Annotated in this window: 22 protein-coding genes; 10 read left to right on the top strand and 12 right to left on the bottom strand. The window is 69.0% G+C overall.

Annotated elements, in window-relative coordinates:
* Positions 1-97: 97 nt before the first annotated feature.
* The 3 genes from V9K99_RS04385 to V9K99_RS04375 are packed head-to-tail and all read left to right on the top strand — an operon-like array spanning position 98 to position 4,061.
* Entirely contained in the window at positions 98-1,153 is a 1,056-nt protein-coding gene (locus V9K99_RS04385; protein WP_337000867.1) for a quaternary amine ABC transporter ATP-binding protein, read from the top strand.
* Positions 1,153-3,105, top strand: coding sequence for an ABC transporter permease (locus V9K99_RS04380; protein WP_337000869.1), 1,953 nt, complete (start codon positions 1,153-1,155; stop codon positions 3,103-3,105). The genes V9K99_RS04385 and V9K99_RS04380 overlap by 1 nt, the downstream gene beginning before the upstream one ends.
* Positions 3,102-4,061 (top strand): ABC transporter substrate-binding protein, encoded by a 960-nt coding sequence (locus V9K99_RS04375; RefSeq protein ID WP_337000872.1) that lies wholly within the window; start codon positions 3,102-3,104, stop codon positions 4,059-4,061. The genes V9K99_RS04380 and V9K99_RS04375 overlap by 4 nt, the downstream gene beginning before the upstream one ends.
* Here V9K99_RS04375 and V9K99_RS04370 read toward each other — a convergent pair.
* The gene (locus V9K99_RS04370) at positions 4,018-6,879 is read right to left on the bottom strand and encodes a BTAD domain-containing putative transcriptional regulator (RefSeq protein WP_337000874.1); all 2,862 of its coding nucleotides are present in this window, start codon (positions 6,877-6,879) and stop codon (positions 4,018-4,020) included. The genes V9K99_RS04375 and V9K99_RS04370 overlap by 44 nt on opposite strands.
* Before the next feature lie 41 nt (positions 6,880-6,920).
* On the opposite strand from V9K99_RS04370, the gene V9K99_RS04365 reads away from it, so the two are divergent.
* Positions 6,921-7,802 carry an NAD(P)-dependent oxidoreductase gene (locus V9K99_RS04365; RefSeq protein ID WP_337000876.1) on the top strand — a complete coding sequence of 294 codons (882 nt, stop codon included), beginning with the start codon at positions 6,921-6,923 and terminating at the stop codon, positions 7,800-7,802.
* Between the two features lie 5 nt (positions 7,803-7,807).
* On the opposite strand, the gene V9K99_RS04360 is transcribed toward V9K99_RS04365, so the two are convergent.
* Both V9K99_RS04360 and V9K99_RS04355 read right to left on the bottom strand, forming a co-directional pair.
* Positions 7,808-8,074: a hypothetical protein gene (locus V9K99_RS04360; protein ID WP_337000878.1), complete on the bottom strand. Its 267-nt coding sequence runs from the start codon at positions 8,072-8,074 to the stop codon at positions 7,808-7,810.
* Positions 8,071-8,613 (bottom strand): RNA polymerase sigma factor, encoded by a 543-nt coding sequence (locus V9K99_RS04355; protein ID WP_337000879.1) that lies wholly within the window; start codon positions 8,611-8,613, stop codon positions 8,071-8,073. The genes V9K99_RS04360 and V9K99_RS04355 overlap by 4 nt, the downstream gene beginning before the upstream one ends.
* Before the next feature lie 274 nt (positions 8,614-8,887).
* On the opposite strand from V9K99_RS04355, the gene V9K99_RS04350 reads away from it, so the two are divergent.
* On the top strand, positions 8,888-9,484 hold the full coding sequence (locus tag V9K99_RS04350) for a ParA family protein (RefSeq protein WP_337000881.1): 597 nt from the start codon (positions 8,888-8,890) through the stop codon (positions 9,482-9,484).
* 47 nt (positions 9,485-9,531) lie between these two features.
* Here the strand turns inward: V9K99_RS04350 and V9K99_RS04345 are convergent, their stop codons facing one another.
* From V9K99_RS04345 to V9K99_RS04325, 5 genes are all read right to left on the bottom strand, one after another.
* Entirely contained in the window at positions 9,532-10,671 is a 1,140-nt protein-coding gene (locus V9K99_RS04345; protein WP_337322879.1) for an ROK family transcriptional regulator, read from the bottom strand.
* An 81-nt stretch (positions 10,672-10,752) separates the two neighbouring features.
* On the bottom strand, positions 10,753-11,637 hold the full coding sequence (locus tag V9K99_RS04340) for an oxygenase MpaB family protein (protein WP_337000885.1): 885 nt from the start codon (positions 11,635-11,637) through the stop codon (positions 10,753-10,755).
* A 23-nt stretch (positions 11,638-11,660) separates the two neighbouring features.
* The gene (locus V9K99_RS04335) at positions 11,661-13,319 is read right to left on the bottom strand and encodes a PHP domain-containing protein (protein ID WP_337000887.1); all 1,659 of its coding nucleotides are present in this window, start codon (positions 13,317-13,319) and stop codon (positions 11,661-11,663) included.
* A gap of 70 nt (positions 13,320-13,389) precedes the next feature.
* On the bottom strand, positions 13,390-13,926 hold the full coding sequence (locus V9K99_RS04330; RefSeq protein ID WP_337000889.1) for a GNAT family N-acetyltransferase: 537 nt from the start codon (positions 13,924-13,926) through the stop codon (positions 13,390-13,392).
* A 9-nt stretch (positions 13,927-13,935) separates the two neighbouring features.
* Positions 13,936-15,231 carry an XRE family transcriptional regulator gene (locus V9K99_RS04325; RefSeq protein WP_337000891.1) on the bottom strand — a complete coding sequence of 432 codons (1,296 nt, stop codon included), beginning with the start codon at positions 15,229-15,231 and terminating at the stop codon, positions 13,936-13,938.
* A 229-nt stretch (positions 15,232-15,460) separates the two neighbouring features.
* On the opposite strand from V9K99_RS04325, the gene V9K99_RS04320 reads away from it, so the two are divergent.
* On the top strand, positions 15,461-15,634 hold the full coding sequence (locus V9K99_RS04320) for a hypothetical protein (RefSeq protein WP_337000893.1): 174 nt from the start codon (positions 15,461-15,463) through the stop codon (positions 15,632-15,634).
* 352 nt (positions 15,635-15,986) lie between these two features.
* On the opposite strand, the gene V9K99_RS04315 is transcribed toward V9K99_RS04320, so the two are convergent.
* Positions 15,987-16,409 carry a MarR family winged helix-turn-helix transcriptional regulator gene (locus V9K99_RS04315; RefSeq protein WP_337000895.1) on the bottom strand — a complete coding sequence of 141 codons (423 nt, stop codon included), beginning with the start codon at positions 16,407-16,409 and terminating at the stop codon, positions 15,987-15,989.
* 47 nt (positions 16,410-16,456) lie between these two features.
* Here V9K99_RS04315 and V9K99_RS04310 point away from each other — a divergent pair, with 47 nt between their 5' ends.
* Positions 16,457-16,888 (top strand): MarR family winged helix-turn-helix transcriptional regulator, encoded by a 432-nt coding sequence (locus tag V9K99_RS04310; RefSeq protein WP_337000897.1) that lies wholly within the window; start codon positions 16,457-16,459, stop codon positions 16,886-16,888.
* A 26-nt stretch (positions 16,889-16,914) separates the two neighbouring features.
* On the opposite strand, the gene V9K99_RS04305 is transcribed toward V9K99_RS04310, so the two are convergent.
* Positions 16,915-17,931, bottom strand: a complete 1,017-nt coding sequence (locus V9K99_RS04305; protein ID WP_337000899.1) for a GNAT family N-acetyltransferase — start codon at positions 17,929-17,931, stop codon at positions 16,915-16,917.
* Positions 17,932-17,971: 40 nt separating this feature from the next.
* On the opposite strand from V9K99_RS04305, the gene V9K99_RS04300 reads away from it, so the two are divergent.
* Both V9K99_RS04300 and V9K99_RS04295 read left to right on the top strand, forming a co-directional pair.
* The gene (locus V9K99_RS04300; RefSeq protein ID WP_337000901.1) at positions 17,972-18,538 is read left to right on the top strand and encodes a hypothetical protein; all 567 of its coding nucleotides are present in this window, start codon (positions 17,972-17,974) and stop codon (positions 18,536-18,538) included.
* Between the two features lie 41 nt (positions 18,539-18,579).
* The gene (locus V9K99_RS04295; protein WP_337000903.1) at positions 18,580-19,449 is read left to right on the top strand and encodes a proline dehydrogenase family protein; all 870 of its coding nucleotides are present in this window, start codon (positions 18,580-18,582) and stop codon (positions 19,447-19,449) included.
* 5 nt (positions 19,450-19,454) lie between these two features.
* Here the strand turns inward: V9K99_RS04295 and V9K99_RS04290 are convergent, their stop codons facing one another.
* Complete coding sequence (locus V9K99_RS04290) at positions 19,455-20,921, bottom strand: MDR family MFS transporter (protein WP_337000905.1); 1,467 nt, start codon at positions 20,919-20,921, stop codon at positions 19,455-19,457.
* Positions 20,922-21,050: 129 nt separating this feature from the next.
* Here V9K99_RS04290 and V9K99_RS04285 point away from each other — a divergent pair, with 129 nt between their 5' ends.
* On the top strand, positions 21,051-23,288 hold the full coding sequence (locus V9K99_RS04285; protein ID WP_337001361.1) for an NACHT domain-containing protein: 2,238 nt from the start codon (positions 21,051-21,053) through the stop codon (positions 23,286-23,288).
* Here V9K99_RS04285 and V9K99_RS04280 read toward each other — a convergent pair.
* Entirely contained in the window at positions 23,269-24,399 is a 1,131-nt protein-coding gene (locus tag V9K99_RS04280) for an MFS transporter (RefSeq protein WP_337000907.1), read from the bottom strand. The two genes, V9K99_RS04285 and V9K99_RS04280, sit on opposite strands and share 20 nt — an antisense overlap.
* Positions 24,400-24,423: the final 24 nt, after the last annotated feature.

Below are 24,423 nucleotides of genomic sequence, written 5' to 3'. Positions count from 1 at the left end.
ACGTAGCAGACACCCCCGCGGGCGCGCCGGGGGACTGTGGGTTGGATACAGTCGCGGTTCACGATGATTCCGCTTGCGGGGATGCGAGGGTGAACCTGTGACCGCTCAGCTCGAGTATCCCGAGGTACAGGACAGCAACGCACTGTTGTCGATCCAGGGCCTGTGGAAGGTCTTCGGTCCGAAGGCCCAGCGAGTACCTCACCGCCCCGACCTCGCTTCGCTGGACCGCGCCGCCCTCTATGCCAGAACCGGCTGTACGGCGGCCGTCCGCGACCTCAGCTTCGACGTCGCACCCGGTGAGGTGTTCGTCGTGATGGGCCTGTCCGGATCCGGCAAGTCCACCCTGGTCCGCTGCCTCACACGTTTGATCGAACCGACCGCCGGCAGCCTGATCTTCGAGGGTGAGGACCTCCGCGCCGCCGACGAGAAGCGGCTGCGGGCGCTGCGCCGGAGCAAGTTCTCGATGGTGTTCCAGCACTTCGGCCTGCTGCCGCACCGCAAGGTGATCGACAACGTCTCGTACGGCCTGGAGATCCGTGGCGAGAGCAAGCCCGATCGGCGGCGGCGGGCCCAGGAAGTGATCGACCTGGTCGGCCTGGCCGGCAACGAGCACCTCTACCCCGAGCAGTTGTCCGGCGGCATGCAGCAGCGCGTCGGCCTGGCCCGCGCCCTCGCCAACGACCCCGACGTACTGCTCTTCGACGAGCCGTTCTCCGCTCTCGACCCGCTGATCCGCCGCGAGATGCAGACCGAGGTCGTCCGCCTGCACCGCGAGGTCGGCAAGACGATGGTGTTCATCACCCACGACCTGTCCGAGGCGCTGAAGCTGGGCGACCGGATCCTGCTGATGCGCGACGGCGCCGCCATCCAGCTCGGCACCGGCGACGAGCTGGTCGGTGCACCGGCCGACGAGTACGTCCGCGAGTTCGTCCGCGACGTCCAGCGGGCCGACGTACTGACGCTGCGCTGGATCGTCCGCGAACCACGCCCGGGCGAGCCGCTGGACGGGCCCGAGCTCGGCCCGGACGTCCTGGTCCGGGAGGCCACCCGGCTCGTGCTCGAGGCAGACCGGCCGGTCAAGGTGGTGTCGAACGGCACGCTGCTCGGTGTGATCGGTGACGAGGAGATCCTCGCCGTCGTCGCGGACAACTGATGGCTGCGATCACCAGCGACGTAGAGGTCGAGGTGCGGCGACCCCGGCGCAGTGTTGTCGTCGGCGTCCTGCTCGTCGTCTGGGTCGCCGCGTACTTCGTGCTGCGCGGTATCGACACCCTCCCACTCGGCGGTCAGGAGACGACCGCGTTCCACCGCTGGTTGCTCGACCATCGCGATGACGTCGGCCAGGGCAACGCGGTCTTCGACGCGATCCGGGTGGTGGTCGACCAGTTCGTCGTACTGCTCCAGAACGTCCTCTCGCAGCCGTCGTACGGCCGGCCGGTGCCGGTCATCGGCTGGCTCGGGGTGGTCGCGGTGTCGGCGTACCTGGCCTGGGCGTTCGGCAACTGGAAGGTCGCGCTGCTGACCGCCGGCGGGCTCGGGTTCGTCGGGCTGCAGGGGTTGTGGCAGGAGAGCATGGACACGCTCGCGCTGACGATCGCGGCCGTGCTGCTGTCTTTGCTGGTCGCGATCCCGCTGGGCATCTGGGCCGGCCTGTCGGATCGCGCCTTCAAAGTCGCGACGCTCGTCCTCGATCTGATGCAGACGCTGCCGACCTTCGTCTATCTCGCGCCGCTGACGTTGTTCTTCGCGATCGGCCCGGCCGCGGCCACGATCGCGACCCTGATCTACGCGGCGCCGCCGGCCGTCCGGCTCACCGCGCACGCGATCCGCTCGGTCCCGGCGGAGAGCGTCGAGGCGGCCCGGTCGCTCGGGTCCACCCGGAGTCAGACGCTGACCAAGGTGCTGCTGCCGATGTCCCGCAGTACGGTCGTCGTCGGCATCAACCAGACCATCATGGCCGCGCTGTCGATGGTCACCGTGGCCGCGCTGATCAACGCACCCGGCCTCGGTGACACGGTGCTGAAGGCCCTGCAGACGCTGGACGTCGGTGTCGCGTTCAACGGCGGCCTGGCGATCGTCGTCATCGCGATCGTGCTCGACCGGGTGACCACCGCGGCCGGCGACCGTCCCTGGCGGACCGCGAGCGTACGGCGCAAGGTCCTGCTCGGCGTGGGAGCGGTGGGCACGCTGCCGGTGATCTGGTTGTCCCGGACCTATGTGTGGGCGGCCGAGTTCCCGTCCGACGTGAACATCGGCTCGTGGATCGCCGTGACCGCGACCGACGCGACCAATTGGGTCCAGGACACCTTCGGCGGGTTCACCTACGGCGTCCGGGACGCGGTGACCATCGGGGTGCTGAACCCGTTCGAGGGCCTGCTGACCGGATCGCCCTGGTGGCTCGTCGCCGCGGTCGTCGTCGCGCTGGCCGCGGTGCTCGGGGGGTGGCGCGGAGCCGTCCCGGCCGCGGTGTGCTCGCTGCTGCTGGTCGCGACCGGCGTCTGGCACGACAGCATGGTCACGCTGGCCTCGACCCTGCTCGCGACGATCGTGGTGGTCGCGGTCGGGGTCGCCCTCGGGGTGTGGGCCGGGCGGAACCGCCGGGTCGACACCTGGATCCGGCCGATCCTCGACGCGGGGCAGACGATGCCGCCGTTCGTGTACCTGGTGCCGTTCCTGGCCTTGTTCGGCGTCAGCCGGTTCACCGCGATCGCGGCCGCGGTCGTGTTCGCCGTCCCGGTGACCACCAAGATCGTTGCCGATGGCATCAGGGCGGTGCCGGTGGCGACCGTGGAGGCGGCGAACTCGGTCGGCTCGAGCAGTTGGCAGGTGATCAGCAAGGTGCAGCTGCCGGTCGCCCGCCGGGCCATCACGCTGGCGGCGAACCAGGGCCTGATCTACGTGCTGTCGATGGTGGTCGTCGGCGGCCTGGTCGGCGCCGGCGCGCTCGGGTACGACGTGTACGCCGGGTTCACGCAGAGCGAGCTGTACGGCAAGGGACTGGCCGCCGGACTGGCTATCGTCCTGCTCGGCGTCATGCTCGACCGCATCACGCAGGCGGCGGCTCGCCGTACCCAGAATTTCCGAACAAGAGGAGACAAGCGGTGAAGAAGCTCCGGTACGCCGGTGTGCTGACAGCGGTGGCGCTTGCGCTGGCCGGGTGCGGTGGCGAGAAGGTCGGCTCGCAGCAGCCGCCGGCCGCGACCGGCGGGAAGGAGTGCGGCACCTTCAACCTGACCGTCAGCCCGTGGGTCGGGTACGAAGCGAACGCGGCCGTGGTCGCGTACGTGGCGACCAAGGACCTCGGCTGCAAGGTGGTGAAGAAGAACCTGACCGAAGAGATCGCCTGGCAGGGCTTCAAGACCGGTGAGGTCGACGTGAACCTGGAGAACTGGGGTCACGAGGACCTGAAGAAGACCTACATCACCGAGCAGAAGGTCGCGGTCGAAGCCGGCTCCACCGGGGTCAAAGGCGTGATCGGCTGGTACGTACCGCCGTGGATGGCGCAGCAGTACCCGGACATCACCGACTGGAAGAACCTGAACAAGTACGCCGCCCTGTTCAAGACGTCGGAGTCCGGCGGCAAGGGCCAGCTGCTCGACGGCGACCCGTCGTACGTGACGAACGACGAGGCGCTGGTGAAGAACCTGGCGCTGAACTACAAGGTGGTGCAGAGCGGTAGCGAGACCGCGCTGATCCAGGCGTTCCGGGACGCGGAGAAGAACAAGAAGCCGCTGCTCGCCTACTTCTACGAGCCGCAGTGGTTCTTCAACGAGATCAAGCTGGTCAAGATCGACCTGCCGCCGTACAAGGCTGGTTGCGACGCCGTCCCGGCCAAGATCGCCTGCGACTACCCGCCGTACGACCTGGACAAGATCGTCTCGAAGAAGTTCGCCGACTCGGGCAGCCCGGCCTACGACCTGGTCAAGAACTTCCAGTGGACCAACGAGGACCAGAACGCGGTGGCCCGGTCGATCGCGGTCGACAAGCTCAGCCCGGACGCGGCCGCGGAGAAGTGGGTCAAGGAGAACCAGTCGAAGGTCGACGCCTGGCTCGGGAAGTGATCCTTTCGACGTCGAAGCGTTCTGCCGGTGGAAGTGGTGCACCTACTTTCGCCCGGAGCGCTTCGGCTTCGGCGAGTAGTTGGCGGGCGTGGCCGGGATCCTCGGCCGCGCCGGCCAGGCCCTCCAACGCGAACGCGATCGCCCGCTCGTCGCCGACCTGCTGGGCTGCCTCGTAGGCCTGTTGGTGGAGGGCTTGTGCTTTCGTGAAGTCGCCGCGTTGTTCGGCGATGAAGCCCAGCTGGGTCAGGATGAAGGCGATACCGGGGGTGCCGCCGACCTGACGCAGCCAGTCGAGCCACTTGGTGAAGTGGGCCTCGGCATCGTCGAGGCGCCCCTGTCGGCGGGCGGACAGTCCGAGCCCGACCTCGGCGTACTCCTCGGCCGATTTGTTGGACTGCTCGATCGCCAGCCGGCGGGCCCGCTCGTGCAACGCGTCGGCGCGGTCGTAGTCGCCGGTGAGGTACGCGATCCGGCCCAGCCCCGAGGTGCGGAACGAGACCTCGGTCCACAGCCCGAGTTCCTCCGCCTGTTGGACGGCGTCGGTGAGGTACTGCTCGGCCGTGGGGTAGTCGCCGCTGATCTCGGCGGCCACAATCAGCGAGTACGCCGCCTGCAGCCGACCCCAGTCGTCGCCGAGCTCCTCGAACAGCTCCAGACTGCGACGACCGTCCCTCCGCATCGCGTCGAGATCCGCGTGCACGATGTTGAGCTGCGCCCGGGTGCTGAGCGCCGCGGCCAGTCCCCAGCGATCGCCTTGAGCGGTGAACGCCTCGATCGCCCGATCGATGCGAGCCATCAGTACGGCGGCGTCGCCGTACGCCCACTGCGTGTGGGTCAGGAACCACAGCGCCCGCGGGTCGTTGCCGGCCAGCGCTAGCGCCTCCTCACTTGCTGCAGTGAGGTTGGAGCCCTTGGCATCGGTCGCAGTCATCCCGGCCTGCCAGACCGTTGCGGCCGCGCGGTCTGCCGGGTCTTGACCAGGTACGGCGAGTGCTGCCGCGATGGACCGTCGTGCTTCACCATGGCGACCCCGGAGGTACCAGTACCAGGCCAGGGCGTTGACCAACTTGAGTGGTGGAGCAACTTCGAGGGCAGTGCGGAAGTTGGCGGCCTCCTGATCGAGGCGGTGGAGCCAGGTGCGTTGCTCCGGGCCGCGCAACATCTCCTCGCCTCGCTGGGCCAGGTCGAGGTAGTACTCCGCATGGCGCTGCCGGGTCGCCTGTTCCTCGCCCGCCTCCGCGAGACGCTCGAGGCTGTACGCCGCGACGGACTCGAGCAGCCGGTAGCGGCCGGCCGTGGCGACCACTAGAGATTTGTCGACAAGAGTCAGCAGTGCGTCCTTCTGGCTGACCTGAGTGGCAGCCTCCAGTGAGAACGTGCCGGCGTGCACAGCCAGCCGACGCAGCATCACCCGCTCGTCGTCGTCCAGCAGGTCCCAACTCCAGTCGATCGTGGCGCGAAGGGTCCGCTGCCGCTCCGGTACGCCGCGACCACCAGACAGCAGTCTGAACCGGTCGTCCAGCCTGTCCGCCAACCCCTGCACACCGAGCGCCCGCACTCTCGTTGCCGCAAGCTCCAGTGCAAGCGGAATGCCGTCCAAACGTCGACAGATCGCTCTGACCGCTTCAGAGTCGTCGACCCCGGCTCGTGCGGTGAAGAGGTCGGCCGCTGCCTGTAGCTCGAGTGGCTCTACGTCGAGCAGCCGCTCACCAGGTAGTCCCAGCGGCGCCCGGCTGGTCGCGAGCACGCGCAACCCCGGTGCGGCCGCGAGCAAGCGCCGTACCAGGTCTGCAACGTCCAGGTGCTCGCAGTTGTCCAGGATGAGCAGGAGCTGCCTGGTGCTCACTGACTCGAGCAGACGAGGCAGGAGGTTGGCCGACTCGTCCCGAAGGTCCAGTGCGGCAGCCAGAGCTTCCGGTACGTCGTCCTGCCGCAGCGGAGCCAGCTCGACCAGGCGTACGTCGCCAGCGTGGCTGCGACCGAGCTCCAGGGCCAGACGGGTCTTGCCGACACCGCCGGGGCCTACGAGGGTGAGCAGGCGGTTGTCGGTCAGCACGGTCCGAGCTGTAGCCAAGGCAGTGGTGCGGCCGATCAGGTCGTTCAGCGGAGCAGGGAGCTTCGCGCGCTGTAGCGACGGGTCATGGCGGAGGATCGCCGCGTGCAGCTCGACAAGCTCCGGTCCGGGATCGGCGCCGAGTTCGTCGGCCAGGGTGCGCCGCAGCTCGTCGTACGAGCGCAGGGCCTCATCGTGGCGGCCTGTTCGGTAGAGGGCTCGCATCTGGAGCGCACGAAGTCGTTCGCGCAACGGGTGGCGTCGTACCAGCTCGGTCAGCTCCGGGAGGGCGTCGTCGGTCTGCTCCAGCAGGGCTTCTGTCGCGGTGAGGCGGGCCTCCTCCAGGCGGTCGCGGGTGGCGCGGGCGAACTCGTGGTCGGGTACGTCGGCGTACGCCGGTCCGCGCCAGAGATCGAGAGCCTCACGCAGCCGGCCCGCGCTGACCAACTGCTCGAAGACGTTGCTGTCGACAACGTCTGCGGTGAGGGTGTAGCCGGCCGGACCGTGGGCGACGAGGGCCCGACTGCCCGGTTCGGCTCGGTCGAGCGCCGTACGGAGCTGGGAGATCCGGGCCTGCAGCGTCCCGGTGGCGTTGCGTGGCGGGCGGTCACCCCAGACGTCCTCGATCAGGCGGTCCGCCGAGACCGGGTGACCGCGATTGACCAGCAGATCGAGTAACAGCGTGCGGACCTTGGTGTCGGGCACGGAGACCGGCTCACCGGCGTCCGTCCGAACCACCAGTGGACCCAGCACACCGAAGTACATAGCCGTAGTAAACCCGTAGCGGGGTTTCGCACGATCAGCGCATGAGTTCTCGAGAAGCAGTCACAGTGATCGGCCTCGGCGCGATGGGATCCACCATGGCCGAGGTCTTCCTTGCCGCCGGCCATCCGACCACCGTCTGGAACCGGACCGCGGGCAAGGCTTCCAAGCTCGTCGCCGCCGGTGCGGTCGAGGCGGCGACCGCCGCGGAGGCGGTGGCCGCCAGCAACCTCGTAGTGATCAGCCAGGTCGACTATGCCGCGATGGACGCGTCGCTCGCCGGTGTGGACCTGACCGGGCGGGTGCTGGTCAACCTCAGCTCGGACAGCCCGGACCGCCTTCGTGCGGCGAGCCAGTCGGTCGCCGAACGCGGTGGCACGCTGGTGACCGGCGGCATCATGGTCCCGCCGCCTGGCATCGGCCAGCCGGGTGCGTACGTCTTCTACAGCGGTCCTCTGGAGTCGGTAGAGGCGCATCGGGAGACGCTGGAGGTGCTGGGCCGGGCCGACTACATGGGCGCCGACCCGGGGCTGGCGATGCTCTACTACCAGGCGATGCTGAACATGTTCTGGACCACGCTGGCCAGCTACATGTACTCGTCCGCCTTGATCGGAACCGCCGGAGTCAGCCCCGAGCGGCTCCGCCCGTACGCCGCGACGCTGCTGTCCGACATGGCCGACGAGGGACCGATGGGATACCTGAAGATCCTTGCCGAGGAGATCTCGCGGGGTGAGTACCCCGGTGAGGAGAACAACCTCCACATGCAGGCTGTAGGCAGCGAACACGTGGTTCACGCCTTCCAACAGGTCGGCCTGGACACCGGGATGCCGCAGGCCCTGGCCACGTTGTTCGCCCGCGCTGACGCCGCCGGCCACGGCCTCGCAGGCCTCAGTGCCCTGATCGAGGTGATCCGCAAACCAGGCTGAGTCCGCTACTCGCGAGCGGCGACGGTCAAGGTGCACTGGCCGTCGTCGCAGGCACGCTGCAGCCTGCCGTTCGAGATGGTCTCGAGGAGGCCGATCGTCCAGCACATCGGGCATCCGCGCAGCGCGAGGACGCCGAGCGGCAGGAGCAGCAGGCTGTACAGCCCGACCGCCGGAAGGAGTGCGAACGCGCCGATGATCCCGCCGAATCCGATCCCGCCGCGGACCAGGTGCCGGGTCAGCGACGCGCTCGCGAAGTTGGTGCCTCGCGTCATGGTTGTCCTCCGATGGTGGTCAAGTTCTCGCGGATCGCACTGCGGGCCCGGTGCAGACGTGACTTCATCGCGGCTGTGCTGAGGCCCAGCGCGTCGGCGACCATGCGTCCGCTGTAGCCCTGGACGTCACGCATGATCAGCACGCGCCGCTGGTCCGCGGGCAGGTCGGCGATCGCCGCCGCGACTGCCGCTGCTTCTAGTCGCTGCAGTACCTCGTCCTCAGCCGACAGCGTGGCGGTGTCCCTGGCCACTGGCTGATCCCGCAGCATTGCCCGGGCGCGCCGCAGGCACTCGTTGCGGACGATCCGGAACATCCACGACGCCAGCGCGCCGGTCGCCCGGAGCATCCCGATCTTGCGATACAGGATGATCAAGGCCTCCTGGGCCGCGTCCTCGGCGTCCTCTGGTGTCGCGCACAGGGACCGGGCAAAGCGCCGTACGGTCGGGTGCGAGCCCGCCACCAACGCGGTGAGCGCGTCGACGTCTCCGTCCTGTGCAGCGACGATCAGCTGGTCGTCTGGCCAGGCCGAGTCAGCCACGGGCCCGCCCACGACGACGCAGTACGACGAAGCTGCAAGTGCACAGCAGCACCACGCCAACAGCGATGGCAAGGGCAACGATCACGGTCATGACAGCCTCCTCCGGTCCGGCGGTGCGCCGGTACAGGAGTAAGAGGCGTGTACCGGCGGAAAGGATTCAGCCGTGCTGAAGCGGGCTTGAGCTTGGTCGGCGCCGGGGGCAACTATCACGGGATCGGCGGGGCAACGCCGACGACACGCCGATTTTCGGACGAAACCAGGTAGCGTCGGTCCCATGATCATCGTGACAGCTGCACTGAAGGGCGGGGTAGGCAAGACAACCACGTCGGTGTACTTGGCCGCGCTGGCATCTTCCAACCGTCGCACATCCACCCTGGTCGACGCCGATCCGCAGGGCAGCGCCGCCGACTGGATCGCGGATTCCGAGGACGAGCACCTGGCCCGGGTCGAGATCGAGGAGGCACCGACCGAGCGCCTGCTGAACAAGGCGCTGGACAAGGTGCCACCGGAGGGCATCGGCATCGTGGACATGCCGCCGTCGCACGAGCGGCTGCTGAACAAGGCGCTCGAACGGGCCCGGATCGTCGTCCTGCCGACCCGTATCGGCGGCGTCGAGACACCGCGGGTCAAGGCGGTGCTCGACCTGGTGCCCGACCACGTCCCGGTCGGTCTGGTGATCTGCTCGGCCCGGACGTACACCCGCAGCTACCAGGAGGCGATGCAGCAGTACGCCGAGGAAGGCATCCCCGTCTGGGGCACCATCCCGGAGCGCGTCTCCATCACCGCCGGCCCGACCGGTCCGCTCGCGGCCGACGGGCTGGAGTCGTACAAGAAGGTCTGGCGCAAGATCCTGGCCGCCGCCCGCACCTGACCGCCCGCTGGGGTTGGGCCCGCGAACTCGCTCGCGGGCCCAACTCTTCAGCGCTGCAGGGGCGGTTCGCCGCGGACGTAGGAGCGGATCACGGTCGCGGCGGCGCCGCGGGCCCAGTCGTCGAAGGTGTGGGAGCGGAGCATCAGCCGGCAATGCGCGGCGGCACCGAAGGCGTGGTCCCCGAACGCCCGCCGCATCCGCTCCTCGTACAGGTCGTACTCGGCCACGCCCTCGCCCGCGATCACCACCAGCTCCGGCCCGACCAGGTTCACCATCGCGGCCAGCGCCGAACCGATCACCTCACCGGCCCGGTCGAACGCCTCCCGGGCATGCCGGTCGCCCTCGTGTGCCAGCTTGATCGCACCGGCCAGGTCGAGGTCCGGCCGCCCGGTCGTCTCCCGGGTCCGGGTCAGGATCGCGTCCGACGAGGCGACCGTCTCCACGCAGCCCCGCCGTCCGCAGGTGCAGACCAGCTCCCCGGGCGCCAGCGGCAGATGGCCGAGCTCACCGGATACGCCGTACGCCCCGGACACGACCTCGCCGTTGATGTAGAGCCCGCAGCCGATCCCGGACCCGATCGTGACGACCGCGAACGAGTCCGCGTCCACACCGACCCCGAACCAGTGCTCGGCCACGGTCAGCGCGCGTACGTCGTTCGTCACCACGACCGGCACCTTGAGCCGCTTGGCCATCAGGTCGGCCACCGCGACGTCCCGCCAGCCCATCAACGGCGAGTGCCGGACCACGCCGTGCCACGCGTCGACATCACCGGACACCGCCACGCCGATCCCGATCAGCGGGCCGGTTGCGGCCTCGCTGGTCTTGATCAGCTCCTTGGCCAGGTCGGTGAGCCGCTCGATCACGGTGTCCGGTGTGGTGTCGTCGAGCTGCTGGTGCCGGACGGTCAGGATCCCGGCGGTGAAGTCCGTGATCACGCCGATCAGGGCTGTCGGGGTGACCTTGAGCCCGATCACGGAGACGCTGTTCCGGACCACGGTCAGCGGGCTGACCGGACGGCCGATGCCGAGCTGGTTCTCCGCCTCGGTGTGCGCGGCCGCCTGGTCGGTGACGAAACCGGCCTCGATCAGCGGCGCGACCGCCTTGGTGACCGCCGCCTGGGACAGTCCCGTCCGGCGCGCGATCTCCACTCGCGGGATCGGACCCTGGGTCAGAATCCTGGTCAGCACCTCAACTCCCGCCGGCGTGGCCAGCGGGAGTGATCGATGCGGACGCAGCGGCACGAGAACAACCTACCGGCGCGTCCGCCGCTAAGCCTCGATATCCCCAAGGATTGGCGACGTCAGTGCCCAGCGGATCGTCCTGGTCAGGCCGTCTCCGGCCGCGCGGACGACGGTCGCCTCGGCCAGCGGCAAGTACGGGAGTCGCAGCGGCCACCGGGTCCACCACGGCAGCAGACCGACCGCGGCAGCGGTGAGGACGCCGTACGCCGGTCGCGCGGCCCACGGGACGGGCGGGTGGATGAGCATGAAGCGGGCGGCCTGGCGAGCCTCAGTCGTCCCGCGCAGCTCAGGCCGGTACTCGTCCAGCAGTTGGCGTAGCTCGGCCACTGTGGTCGGCGGGTCGACCACACCGAGCTTGCGGGCCACCAGTGCGGCGTCTTCGACGTACAGGTCCTGCTCTGAGGCGTTGAGCGGCTTCACGCCGTACCTCTGGTGTGCGGCCAGGAAACTGTCCACCTCGGCGACATGGACCCACTTGAGTAGGTGCGGGTCGGAGGCCCTGTACTTCACACCGTCCGGACTGATCCCGCGCACCCGCTCGTGGACGCCCTTGACCCGTGCGATCGCCTCCTCGGCGTCCGGGACAGCGCCGTACGTCGTGATGGCCAGGAAGTAGCTGGTACGACGCAGCCGGCCCCACGGGTCACCGCGGTAGCCGGAGTGTGCCGACACGGCTGCCATCGCCAATGGGTGCAGCGACTGCAGCAGCAGGGCCCGCAGTCCACCGGCGAACATCGCGGCGTCACCGTGCACCCGCCGGATCGGACGGTCCTGGTCGAACCAGCGCGGTCCGGGGGTGTTGTGCACACGGTTGCGTTCAGCGCGCGGGTCCGGGCCCGCCACCTTCGTCATGATCATCCGCGCCAACCCGTCCCTCAACGGGGAGAGCGGTCCTGCGATGGTGGCGGCCATACCACCAGTGTGCCCCTAGGTTCCTAGAGCACGTCGATGAAGATCGGGTTGGTGTAGAGCCAGGTGTCGAGCCACGGGTCGCCGTCGTTGGTCGGGTGCTGAATCGGCCCGGCCGGGTCGATCCGGCTGCCCAGATACCCGGGCCCGTTCCGCCGGCCGTCGCTGCCGCGCACCCGGACGTAGTGTGACCGCTCCGCCTTCCCCAGCGGGATGCGCACTTCGTAGGTCCCGGTCCGCCGTCGTACGTCGACCTGCTCGATCACCCGGGTGTCGGGCGCCTTCCAGCTGTCCCTAGCCGCCGCCGGCCCGGTGACGACGCCTCGGATCACGTCCACGTGCGCCAGCTTCGGCAGCAGCCCGTGTAAGTTCGGCCGGGTCGCACTGGTCACGGTGACCCGCAACTCCAGCGGCTGACCCCTGTGTACGCGCAGCCGCCCGCCGAGAGTCACCCCACGCTGCGGCGAGCCGACCGGAGCGAGTCGTACGTCGATGGCATCCACCAACTGACCGTGGTCGACCCAGACGCGCCCGGCCCGCAGAGCGGCCATCACCTCGAGGTACCCGTACCGGGTCACGCCGACATGGGTCCGGCTGAACTGACCGGGCCAGAAGTCGCTACCGGGCTGCGGCACACCGGAGTCCGTCGGTGACGGCTTCCAGCCGAGGCTGTCGAAGTTCTGGCCGGCCGGGAACTCCCCGTCCTTCCAGGTGTCCCAGATGGTCCGGTGGTTGTCGCTGTTCGAGGTGATCGAGAACAGCCGGCCCTCGGCGAGCATGGAGTCCCACAGCCCGCCGACCGTCGCGGTGGCCCAGTCGAAGCCGCCGTACGTGCGGTAGGCGTCTGCTGGATAGCCCGGGAAGCTGTTGGCGCTCGGTGCGTTCACGTACTCGCCCCGCTGCGCGTTCGTGGACCCGCGGTACGCGACCCAGGCCGGGTCAGCGTCGCCCTGTGAGCCGGGTGCTCCCTCCATGCCGATGCAGACGCCGGTGTCGCGCCAGCCGCGCAGTTCGTACGGTGCGTCGATGCCCAGCCGGAGCGGGTGGTTGGCGAGAACCAGCACGTCGTCGACGTACCCACTCTGCTTCTGCGCCGCGAGCCATTGCAGCGCCTTGATGGCGTGCTGCTCGTTCGCCGGAGTGCCGTCCGCTCGCCCGGTCAGCTTGCCGTCGTACTCGCGCTCGAACTGCTGCAGCAGGGCCACGTTGTTCGGACCGGGTGCGACCAGGACAGTGCCGTGCTCGGCCGCGGGGATGTACCACTCGAGGCCCTGGAAGATGAGCATCCGCGGGTTCTCGGCCCGAGCCTTCAGCACCTCGACGTTCTCGGCTGCCGCGCCCTTGTCGGCGTGGCCGAAGTTGCTGTGCTCGGTGAACGCCATCCAGTCCAGCCCGAACTGCGCACCACGCTGCGCCAACTGACTGAAGTCGTACTTCGCGTCATGGCTGTACCGGCTGTGCACATGGTGATCGCCGACCAGATAGACCAGCTCAGGATCTTCCGTCTGGTACGACGTACTGCTGCCGGCCGCTGTGGCGTCGGAGGCTCCGACCGCGGCTGCGGCGAAGCCTGCCCCCAGTAGCCCGGCGCCACGGATCAGGTTCCGCCGGGACACCCCCTGCGCGTCCAGTGCCTCTTCCGGCACCTCCGGATCCGCCCACTCCGGTACCTGCTGCATCGACATGACGCGCAACCCTCCTTGTGCTGACAAGGCACTGTCAAGGGCTCGGATGACGAGTGGGTGAACGCAGTGGCTACCTCTCGTGGAACTCCGACTCCAGCAACGAGTAGAGCAGCGAGTCCCGCCAGGCTCCGTTGGTGAAGACGTGATGCCTGATCCGGCCCTCGTAGCTGAAGCCGAGTCGCTTGACCACCGCGATCGAGGCTTCGTTCTCCGGACCGATGGCGGCGCTGACCCGGTGCAGGCCCAGTTGGCCGAAGGCGAGCCGCAGCATCACGCGGGACGCGTCGGTGGCGTAGCCATGACCCCAGTGGTCCGCGTGGATCGCGTAGCCGAGGTGAGCGGCCTTCACCCCGGTCGGCCCGAGGCGGGTGAAGCCGACCACCCTGTCGTCGTCCCGGCGGGTGACGGCGAACAGGTAGTCCGGCCTTTCCTCTTGCGCTGACCGCTCGACGATCGCGGTCAGCGCCTTCTCGGCGGCGGCCCGGTCCCGGCTGTCGAACGACAGCCAGGAGGTCACTCGGTCGTCACTGACGATGGCCAGATAGTCCTCGAGATCTGATGTCCGGAACTCGCGCAGCGTGGTCAGGTCGCCGATCAGAGGATCCATCTGGGCAAACTACCGGGGAAAACTCTGCATCGGAGTGCGGGTGAACATCTCGATCTCCTCCTGCAGCTCCCGGGCGTCCTCGGCGCGACCGGACTGCCGCAGCGCCTGGTGGACCCGGCGGGCCGAGTGCACCACGCCGTTGATCCGGCGCTCGGCCGGCAGGCCCAGCACCGGCGCGATCGCGTCCGCGGCGCCGTCGAGCTCGCCGCTCGCGATCCGGGTGATGGCCATCGCGGCCTGGCTGCCGGCGGCGTCGCCGAAGGCCCACTCCGGGTGGTTCGGGTCGGTGTAGGCGTCGACGGCCTGGCGCGAGTACCGCTCGGCCTGCTCGACCTCACCAGGGAGCCAGGCGAGCGCGTCAGCCGCGTAGTACAGCTGCCGGTTGCGGCCGAAGGTGCACAGGCCGCCCATGTCGTCCAGGTCGTCGTTGCGCACCGTGTTCCAGGCCTGCTCGGCCCGCTCGAGTGCGGCGCGGGTGGCTTCCGGGTTGCCCAGCGCCGCCCAGGCGCGGGCCTCGCTGACGGGCAGCCAGACGCTGGTGGTGCTGTTGGCCTGCTCGGCGTACCCGGCGCCGAGCTGTGCGTACCGGACCGAGTCGTGTGGGTTGCCCGCCCAGTAGGAGACCAGCGACTGCAGGCCGCGCACCCAGGCGCGCAGGCCGTGGTGGTCGGCGTTGTCGGCGCAGAGGAACGCGGTCCGCGCCTGGGTCAGGGCGGCGTGGGGGTTGCCGAGGTCGTGGGATGCCTTGGCGAGCAGACCGCCGGTGACACCGCCGAGGAAGTACAGCTGCCGCAGGTGCTCCGGACGTTGCCGGCTCTCCAGCAGGGCGAAGACCAGATCCTGCGTCTCGACCAGCTGGCCGAGGATCTCCGGCAGCGGGCGCTGCGGGTATGCCTTCGCGACGTGGCGCACATCGTCGTACACCTGTTCCATGGCCTCGCTTCCGAGACCAGACTGGGCCGCGAGGGCAAATGCCCTCGCTCGGCTGGCAGCCATGTCGAGAACCTCCATCTCATTACCTGTCGTGATCCGTCCACTCGCGGCAGGTGCCGGCACCACCTGGCCGGCCTGCTCGGGGACGTACGGGGCGAGGAGTTCCTCGACCGGCTTGCCGAACATGCGTTGCAGGGTGCGCCGGGTCTGAGGAGTGGTCCCTGCGCGCTCGCCCGATGCGAGGCGCCGCAGGTGCCGCTCGGTGATGGTTCCACCCAGCTCGACGAACTCGGCGACGATCTCGGAGTAGGTCTGGTTCCGGCGCTGGATCAGGTGCGCCAGGACCGTCTTTGGCGTATACCTACCCGCCATCGTTCCTCCCGTTCACGTCAGTTCAGACGTTGTCTCGACTGATGCCCCACGACAAGGTGCTGTCCCCCAGATGTCCGCGAGAGGTCCGGAAGAGGTCCGGCAAAGGTCCGGTCCAGGTCCTAGAGCGGTCACGTTGGGCTCGTGCACCATTACTGCCATGACAACCAGTAAGTCCAACTGGTTGCAAGGCCTGAGAGTTACGGGGTGAGAGGTAGTGACCATCGCGGAGATGACGTCGAGGCAGCACCGGCGCAGGGTGCGGGTCTGGTTCGGCGAGCATGTGATCGCGCAGTACGTCGCCGAGGCGCCGCTGGCGGCTCGCTACGAGCAGGCGATGCGGAGGCGTTTCGCCGGGCTCCGGGTCACCAACGACGTACTCGGTCCACTCGACACCATCAACTGAAAATCCGAACTTCCGGGTCCTCCTCAGACCCGGCCCGCTGCGCCTGGGGTCTCCTCACGTCCAGGAGCAGCACCTGAAGGTCCGGGGCACTCCTCAGTCCCGGACGCAACCCAGGTGCGGTCCGGAGCACTCCTCAGCTCCGGACCGCACCGCCCACCGACCCGGCTGGGCTTGGCGGTTGAGTCCCTGTATCGCCGCCGCCCAGCCGTTCCAACCACCACCTCCTGGCCGACACCTCGGGCCAGGCGGGCAGTGTCCTGGGCGGTAGGACACCGTGTGGCTCGTGACACCTCACCACGAGCCAACTCCCCGAGGTGGCCGGCTCCGCTGTGTGACCGCCGCGCCTGGGCGGTCACACAGCGGCGCCACTTAGAGGGCATCCGGGACACCCTCTTAGATTGCCGGCCATCTTCCGCAGTACGGCGATCGTCGAGCTGTACTCCTCGCCGGTGATCCCCGCCGTCACCCGCTCCCGGTGCGCCTGGACCTTCGCTTTCAGCGCGTCCAGTGCGGAATGACCAGCGTCCGTCAGGCGCTCGCCTTCGAGCCATCCCCGAGCCGCCAAGGGGTCGACGGTTGCGCTCAGCTCGCCTTCGGTGAGGAACGGTGCGAGGGCCACCGCGATCTCCTCCGGGCCGGCGGCCGCGTTCAGCGCCTGCCACTGCCGGCGGGTCAGTCCGTCCGCGGCGAGGACCTGCTCGAACGACGCCTCGAGCAGGCGATCCAGCTCCTTCAGCCACCACCCGATAGGCTTGTTGTCATCCGACATATACATGTCAATGAGCATATATTTCATCCGGGCTGTGGACAAGGGAGGCGCCTGTGGACAAGTCGGACCCGGTCGCCGTGGTCGAGGCGGCGATGATCGCGATCCGCCGGCGGCAGACCCGTCGTACCCTCGCCGTCGAAGCCGGTGGACCGGACCCGGTCCAACAGGTCCTCGACGCGCTCGAAGCGGCCGGACCGGAGCCGATCGGCGTCAACGGAGTCGCGGCCGCGCTGGGAGTCGACCAGCCCCGGGCCAGCAAGCTGGTCGCCGCGGCGGTGTCAGCGGGCCTGGTACGACGTGAGGCCGACCAGGCGGACGGCCGTCGTACGAATCTGGTCCTGACCGCGGACGGCCGGCGGCAGCTCGAGTGGGTCCACGACTACCGCCGGGACCGCTTCGCGACGGCGATGGACGACTGGACCGATGCCGAGCGGCAGGCGTTCGCGGACCTGCTGACCCGCTTCGTGACCGCCCTGGACCGCTAGATGTCCGCTTCAGGTCCTTGTTCAGGTCACCCCGGCGTCCGGGTCGCGGCGTAGACGGCGAAGGGTGCGTCCGGCTGCACCTCAGCTGAGCCTTCGGCCCAGCCCTCCGCGGTGATCTCGCCGGCGTAGGTCATGCCGAGACGCTCCATCACGGCCCGCGAGGCAGCGTTGATGCGCTCGGTGAATGCGATCACCGCCTCCGCTCCCAGCGTCTCGAACGCGAGCTCCAACCCGGCCCGCCCGATCTCGGTCGCCAACCCGCGCCCACGCGCCGACTCAGTCAGCGCCCAGCCCAGCTCCAGCCGGTCGACCGCCCAGTCCGGCCCGACCAGCTCACCGATCGCCTCTGCCACTGCCGTGCCCGCTGGTATCCGGGACAACCCACCCCGTCCGACCAGAGCCCCGCTGTCGCGCTCGTACGCCATCCACTTGTTGACGCCGTCGGCCTCCCACCGGGCGTGCGCTTCGATCGCCCCACGTACGGCGTCCTGGTCGGACAAGGTCGCGTCGTACCACCGAGCGACCCACGGGTCGGCGAACAGAGTCACCAGGTCCGCCGCATGTCCGGGCAGGACCTCACCTGGACCCGTCAGCGGTTCGAGGCGGAGGCGGTCGGTGAAACGGGTGCGGACCACGTGCGCCACGATGTCCCGCAGCCGCCGGTCACCGTCGGTCCGGTCCACCATGAGCAGGTCGAGGTTGTCCGGTCCGACCCAGTCGCCGGCGTCGTGCTTGCCCTCCTCGAGCCGCGGCCGGGCCAGGTCTCCGTCGACGGTGATGAGGTAGTCGAGCTCACGCCGTACCCGGCCCTCCCACTCCCACTCCCAGTCGGCGACCGTCCAGACGATGTCCCGGACCTTCCAGCCAGTCTCCTCCTCGACCTCCCGCGCCAGCGCCTGCTCCGGCGTCTCGCCCGGCTCCAGATGTCCGCCCACGATGTCCCAGATCCCAGGCAGCAGTCGCCGCTCCGCCGTACGACGCTGCACGTAGACGCGATGGTGTTCGTCCCGGATCAGAGCAGCCACACAGTCAACAGCGCGCATACCGCCAACCTAGACCGGGCGTGTGACAGAGTGCGGAGCCGTGTCCGATGTCGAAGCGAGGCCGGGGCCGCGGTGGGTCGTGCGGTCGGTGGCGCTCTTGCTCGTGGTGACTGTGTTCGCCTGCGGAATCGGTGGCGGCTTTGTGGGTGAGAGCGTCGTCGGTGCGCTCGGCCGGGCTGTGGACCACAGTGAGTCCGCTCTGCGGGTGCTCGGCTGGTGCTGGGGTGGACTGCCGTACGTGGTGATCGCGGCTGCCTTCATCGGTAGAGCAAGGTTGACCCGCAACGTGCGGCTGGCACTCACCTATCTCCTGGCGGTGTGGATCAGCAGTGGCGCGTTCCTGCTCCCCGGCCGGTCCAGCAGCCTTGAACACCGCTTCGGCACCGCCTACCCGGATGCCCGCCCACTCAGCTTCGCCTGGGCTTGCGGGTTCCTCTCGGCAGCAGCCACGGTCTTGCTGGTAGTGGTCGCCGTACTCCTGCTCAAGAAGCTCCGCGGCACCCCCACCAAACAACACCTGCAAAACCTCAACCGAGTCCTCACGACCGCCTGGGCGATCCTCACCGCCGCCGGCCTGGTCGCCGCACTGACCGGACCGATGCCCTGACGGGCAGGCTGTTGACGCTGAGGCCTGGCAGACTCGGCGGCATGCGAGCGGATCGGGCAGTGCTGTTCAAGCTGGCGACTAACGAACGATTCGAGCACCTGGTGAAAGGCCTGCCCAGTGGTGAGGCCGGTGCCTGGCGGGCTGCCTCTCGGTACGTCGCGGGCCGGACTCGCGACGAGGCACTGACCAAGGCGAACGAGGTGCTCGGTCAGGGGCATGCGATCAGCGTCGACCTGTTCGGCGAGCTGTCCAAGGACCCAGCCGATGCACGACGCGTCGCGAACGAGTACCTCGCTCTGGTCGAACTGCTGCCCGACGAGCGGGCCTGGCTCGCCGTCGACCTGTCGCACTTCGCTCTTGACGTCGACCCGTCCGGTGCGGCCGATCTGCTGGCGGAGATCGCCGCCGCGTTGCCGTCGGGCCGCCGGATCCAGGTCGGTGCCGAGGACGCCGCGCGTACCGACCGAGTGCTGCAGTGCGTGCTGGATGTCGCTGGTCGGGGTCTGTCCGATCGCCTCGGCGCAACCGTCCAGGCCAACCTCAAGCGCTCGCCTGACGACCTGACCACCCTCACGGAGGCCGGCGTCCACATTCGCCTGGTCAAAGGCGCATACGTCGAGTCAAGCGGTGTGCACGCCTACGGCGAACCCACCGACATCGCGTATCTCCGGCTGGCTCACCAATTGGCCGCCGCAGGCGCCGACTGGTCTCTGGCCAGCCACGACGGCCGCCTCCGCGAGGCCATCCAGTTGGCAGCAGGCCCAGTCCCCGTCGAGCAACTCCTTGGCGTCCGGCCCGACGTACTGGCCGACCTGAAGTCCCGCGACATCCCCACTCGGGTCTACATCCCCTACGGTCCGGATTGGTTCCGGTACTGGCTGCGGCGCGTGGCCGAGTCCCGCGGCGCCTGAGAACCTCAGTCGGCTGCTGTGCCGGCGAGGGGTTGTTCCGTGATGCGGTTGGGCATGAAGGCGACTGCCACCACTAGCAAGACGGCTGCGGCTGCGGCGCCGTAGTACACGTCGTGGATGGCGGGAGCGAGCACCTCGCCCGGCAGCTTCTCCAAGTCCTCGTGACTGTCGCCGAGCCGTGCGGCGACCACACCGTTGGCTACCGCGCCGAAGGCGGCCACACCGACCGCACTGCCGACAGAGCGGGCGAACATGTTCGCTCCGGTCACCACACCGCGCGTCTGCCAGGCCACCGACGACTGCGCGGCCACCACGGACGGCGAGGCGGAGAAGCCGAGTCCGAGGCCGATCACGAAGCATGCCGCGGCCAGGTGCAGTACGGCGCTACCGGAGTTGACCGTGAGCAGCAACGCGGCCCCGAGTACGACGATCACCGAGCCGAACAGCATCGTCGTGCGGAATCCAACGCGCAGATAGATGCGCCCGGCCAGTGACGCTGCGATCGGCCAGCCCAGGGTCATCGCGACCAACGCGAAGCCGGCGACGAGAGCCGACGTACCCAGGACTCCCTGGGCGAACAGCGGCACGTACGTCGACAGGCCGATCATCAGTACGCCGATCAGCAGGGCGGCCGAGTTCGCCGAGTTCAGCACCCGCTGGCCGAGGACCCACAGCGGCAGGATCGGCTCGGCGGCGCGGCGCTCGACGAAGACGAAAGCGGTCAGCAGTACGACGGCCGCGGCCAGGATCGTGATGCTGGCCGTCGAGTCCCAGTTCCAGATGACGCCGCCCTCGAGCAGACCGAGCAGCAGCAACGAACCGCCGACCGCGAGCAGGATCGCGCCCGCGTAGTCGATCTGGTGACTGACCTGCCTGGCCACGCTCTCCTTGAAGCGGCGGGTCAGCACCCAGGCGGCCGCGAGTCCGAGCGGGATGTTCACGAAGAAGATCCAGCGCCAGGAGATGTAGTCGGAGAACACGCCGCCCAGGGTCGGGCCGACGAACGACGCGATCCCCCACACGCTGGCGATGTAGCCCTGTACCTTGGCCCGCTCGGCCACCGTGTAGATGTCGCCGACGATCGTCATCCCGATCGGCTGGATCGCACCTGCGCCGAGCCCCTGGATCAGCCGGAACGCGATGAGCGCCGGCATGCTCCAGGCGAACCCGCAGAGCACCGAGCCGAGCACGAACAGGCCGACGCCGAGCAGCATGATCGGCTTGCGGCCGCGCAGGTCGGCGAGCTTGCCGTAGATCGGCACCGAGACGGCCTGCGCGAGCAGGTAGATCGAGAACAGCCACGGGAACTGGGTGAAGCCGCCGAGATCGTCGACCACCGAAGGTACGGCGGTCGCCAGGATGGTCGCGTCGATCGCCACCAGCCCGATGCTCAGCATCACCGCGAGCAGGATCGGCCCACGCTCCGACCGAAGCCCGACCCCCGCCGCCCGATCGATCTCCTCAGTAGTCATTTCATCCAGCAACTTACGTCATGAGCAAACGATTCCCGAGCCCCTGACCGCCAGCTGGACCGAGGGCTGTGCGGCGCGCGTGAGGGGGGCGGGGTGGGCTGGGGCACCGCTACGCTCCGTGGGGTGAGGATGCGGGACGGTGTGGTGCGGGCTGTTGTGCTCGTGGTGACCGTCTCGCTGACGCTGGTGCTGCTGCCGATCGCGATCAATGTCGGCACCGGTGGTACCGCCCCCGGCTTCCTCGCCCCGTACGCCGACCTGACCTGGCCACTCATCGGCCTGCTCTGGGTAGTTGCGATCGTCACCGCGCTGTTCGAGGTCCGCAGCCGCCGCCTGCCAACCGTGTCCGGCCGCTCCGCCGACCAGCCCCGCAACCGCCCGAACGCCCTGGCCCGCGTCGACCGCTACCTGTCCCAGCGAGTAGCAGGCTCACTGGCCTCCCGCACCCGCATCGCACTCGCCGTCGACGAGCGCCCCGAGGCCGTCGTACGCCCGTATGACCTGCTGGTCCAGCCGCTCGACAGCACACCTCAGCAGGTCCCCGACGACCAGGACATCGCGACCGTCTTCGACCAGCTCCAGGACTCCATGCTGATCCTGGGCGCACCGGGCGCCGGCAAGACGACACTGCTCCTCGACCTCGCCCGCACGCTCTCCGAGCAGGCCCACACGGACGAGAACAAGCCGATCCCGGTCCTGATCGACCTGGCCGGCTGGTCGGCCCACCCGTCCCGCGGCAACGACGACGACCCACTCGACAGCCCGTACCTCGCTGGCTTCGTCCGCTTCCTGCTGACCGAGCTGAACACCAGGTACGGCATCCCACCCGCGGTAGGCCGCACCTGGTTGCGCCGCGGTCGACTGGCGCTCCTGCTCGACGGCCTGGACGAAATCGCCAAGCCACACCGCGACAAGCTCGCACCCGTGCTGGAAGAGCTCCGCCGCCGCTACCTCATCGGCAAGATCGCAGTGACCTGCCGGACCCAGGACTACGAGCTCCTGCCCAACCAGCTCAGCCTGTACGGCGCAGTGCACATCAGACCGCTCACCCGGCAACAGGTCCTCGACTACTTCGCCGCCGTCGGACCGGAGCTGGACGGCGCCCGTGCCGCCATCGAGCAGGACGACGAGCTCTGGGACCTGGTCAACTCGCCGCTGATGCTGAACGTGATGATCCTGGCCTACCAAGGCCGGGCCCCGGAGGAGGTTGTCGCGCGTGGTGTCGCCGACCTGCGCCGGGAAGTGTTCGACACCTACATCTCGGAGGTCCTGGCTCGCAACCGCTCGTCCGGCCGCCAGTACGACTCCCGCACAGCGGTCCGTTCCCTGTGGTGCCTGGCCTGGTGGACCCGGAAGCGAGCCGGCGACCAGACCGCGGTACCAAGGTGGCTCACACCCAACGGCTGGCACGGCCTCTCGGTGCCAGAGGTGGACTACCTCGCACACGCAGTCTGCCTGCCCGCACTGTTCGCTGGACTCGCTGCCGGCGCGACACTCGCTGCTGTCGCGCAGTACGGCGTACTGGCCGGGCTGGCCGTGGCTGGGTCAGCACTGCTGCTCGTGCACCTGCGCCCGCACTCGTGGCAGGTGCCCAGCACAGACGGCGCCAAGCCGCAGTGGCGCCTGTTGCTGGCACTCACCTTCGTTGCCGGTACGGCGACCACAGTCGTACTCATCGTCGCCGTCATGGGCCTGGTCGAGCTACTACCGGTGTGGCTGGCCCTGACCATCGAGGCGCTGGCGATCGGAGCGTCGTACGCAGTCGAGCTGATCGTCTTCCACGACAACAGGCGTCGGCTGCTGCTCGCGGTCCGGGTGACCGTGGTCGCCGTGGGCGGCTGGCTCACGCTCCGCCTCGGCAATGACCCCGGCAGCTTCGCGACCGGTCTGGCCATCGGCCTGATGGCTGCCCAGGGCATCAGAATGGTCAAGTCGCTGCCGACCGACCACTTGGTGCGCCTGACCCCGGGCCACGGCTGGCGGATGGATCCGTGGGTCATCGGCGGCGGGCTGGCCGGCATCCTGCTGGCGGCCGCACTCGGGGCCAACCTGGCGTCACCCGAGTTGGAAGCGGTCGCCGGCGTACTCGTCGGCGTCGTCGCCGCAAAAGCCTGGCGGCGCCGTCCGCCTGTGTTCGCCGGTCCGTTGTCCCGTCTGATGCACGACTTCCTGCTCCGCTGGACCGGCTACCTCCCCTGGCGCCGCCGAGCCTTCCTCCGGTACGCCGCCGACCGCTATGTGCTGGCGCGGACCGGCCGTGGCGAGTACTCCTTCATCCACCTCCTCGTCCGCGACCACCTCGCCGAGTGCTCGTCCGACGACTTGGCCGCCAAGGTCGACCGGCGCATCAGCGAGCGGGTTCGTTGAGCGCGTACCCGATCAAGGAGCTGGTCAGGGCCAGTGCGATCAGGGTGGACAGGGCGAGGCGGAGTGAGGAGTGCTCGGCGATGGTGCCGAGGACCGGGGTGGCGATGCCGCCGATGCTCACCGCCAGGCCGAGCGTCATCCCGCCGGCGGTGCCGACCCGGCTGGGCAGGAAGTCCTGGCCGAGGGTGACGTGCAGCGAGAACGGGATCGACATCGCGATCGCGGTCACGGCGAGGAACCCGAAGAACGCCGGGCCGGGGACGAACACCAAACAGGCGATCGCCGGGACAGCGATGCCGTACGACGTCCGCATCGTCCGGACCCGCCCGTACCGGGTGGCGAACCGCCCGCCGAGCAGCGTGCCGAACGCTCCGGCGGCGAACAGGATGAACAGCGCCACTCCGCCGGTCGTCGTACCTCCACCGACCCGCTGGCCGGCGTACAGAGCAATGAAGGTGCCAAGTCCGACGAAGACGATCGAGCGGCAGATCATGATCGCCGACAACCGCAGGAACGACGGCCAGTCGTCATTCCCGGCCGACTGCGAACGCCCGGCAACAGCGCCGTCGCGAGCTGACCGGACCGCCAGCGACGTGATGAAAGCTCCGAGCAGTGCGGGTACGACGAGCACCGGTGTCAGCGTCAGTCCGCCGACCGCCATGATCGGCGTGACCAGCACCGGCGCGAGCGCGAAGCCGACGTTCCCACCGACCGAGAACCAGCTCATCCCGACATGGCTGTCACCGCTCACCGCCCGCGCCATCCGCGCCGCCTCCGGGTGGTAGGCCGCGACCCCGAGCCCCGACAACGCGGCCGCCAGCCAACTCAACAGGTACGTGTCACCCACTCCGATCAGCGCGATCCCGAGGCCCGCGGTCGTCATGCTGAGCGGGATCAGCCAGGCCAGCGGCCGCCGATCGGTCAGTACGCCGAACATCGGCTGCACCACCGAGGACAGCAAGGTCGCGGCCAGCGTGATCCCGGACACCGCGACGTAGCCAAGGCCGCGCCCGGCGACCAGGAACGGAACCAGAGCCGGTACGGCGCCCTGGTACACGTCGACGCAGGCGTGCCCGATCGCCATCAGCCCGATCGGTCGAAGTCTCAGCACACCGTCGATCCTCAGCGACCGACC

Source organism: Kribbella sp. CCNWLW201 (genome assembly GCF_037203805.1).
GTDB lineage: Bacteria > Actinomycetota > Actinomycetes > Propionibacteriales > Kribbellaceae > Kribbella.
The sequence above is the reverse complement of the archived record's forward strand: the minus strand, read 5'-3'. Positions and strand labels throughout refer to the sequence as shown.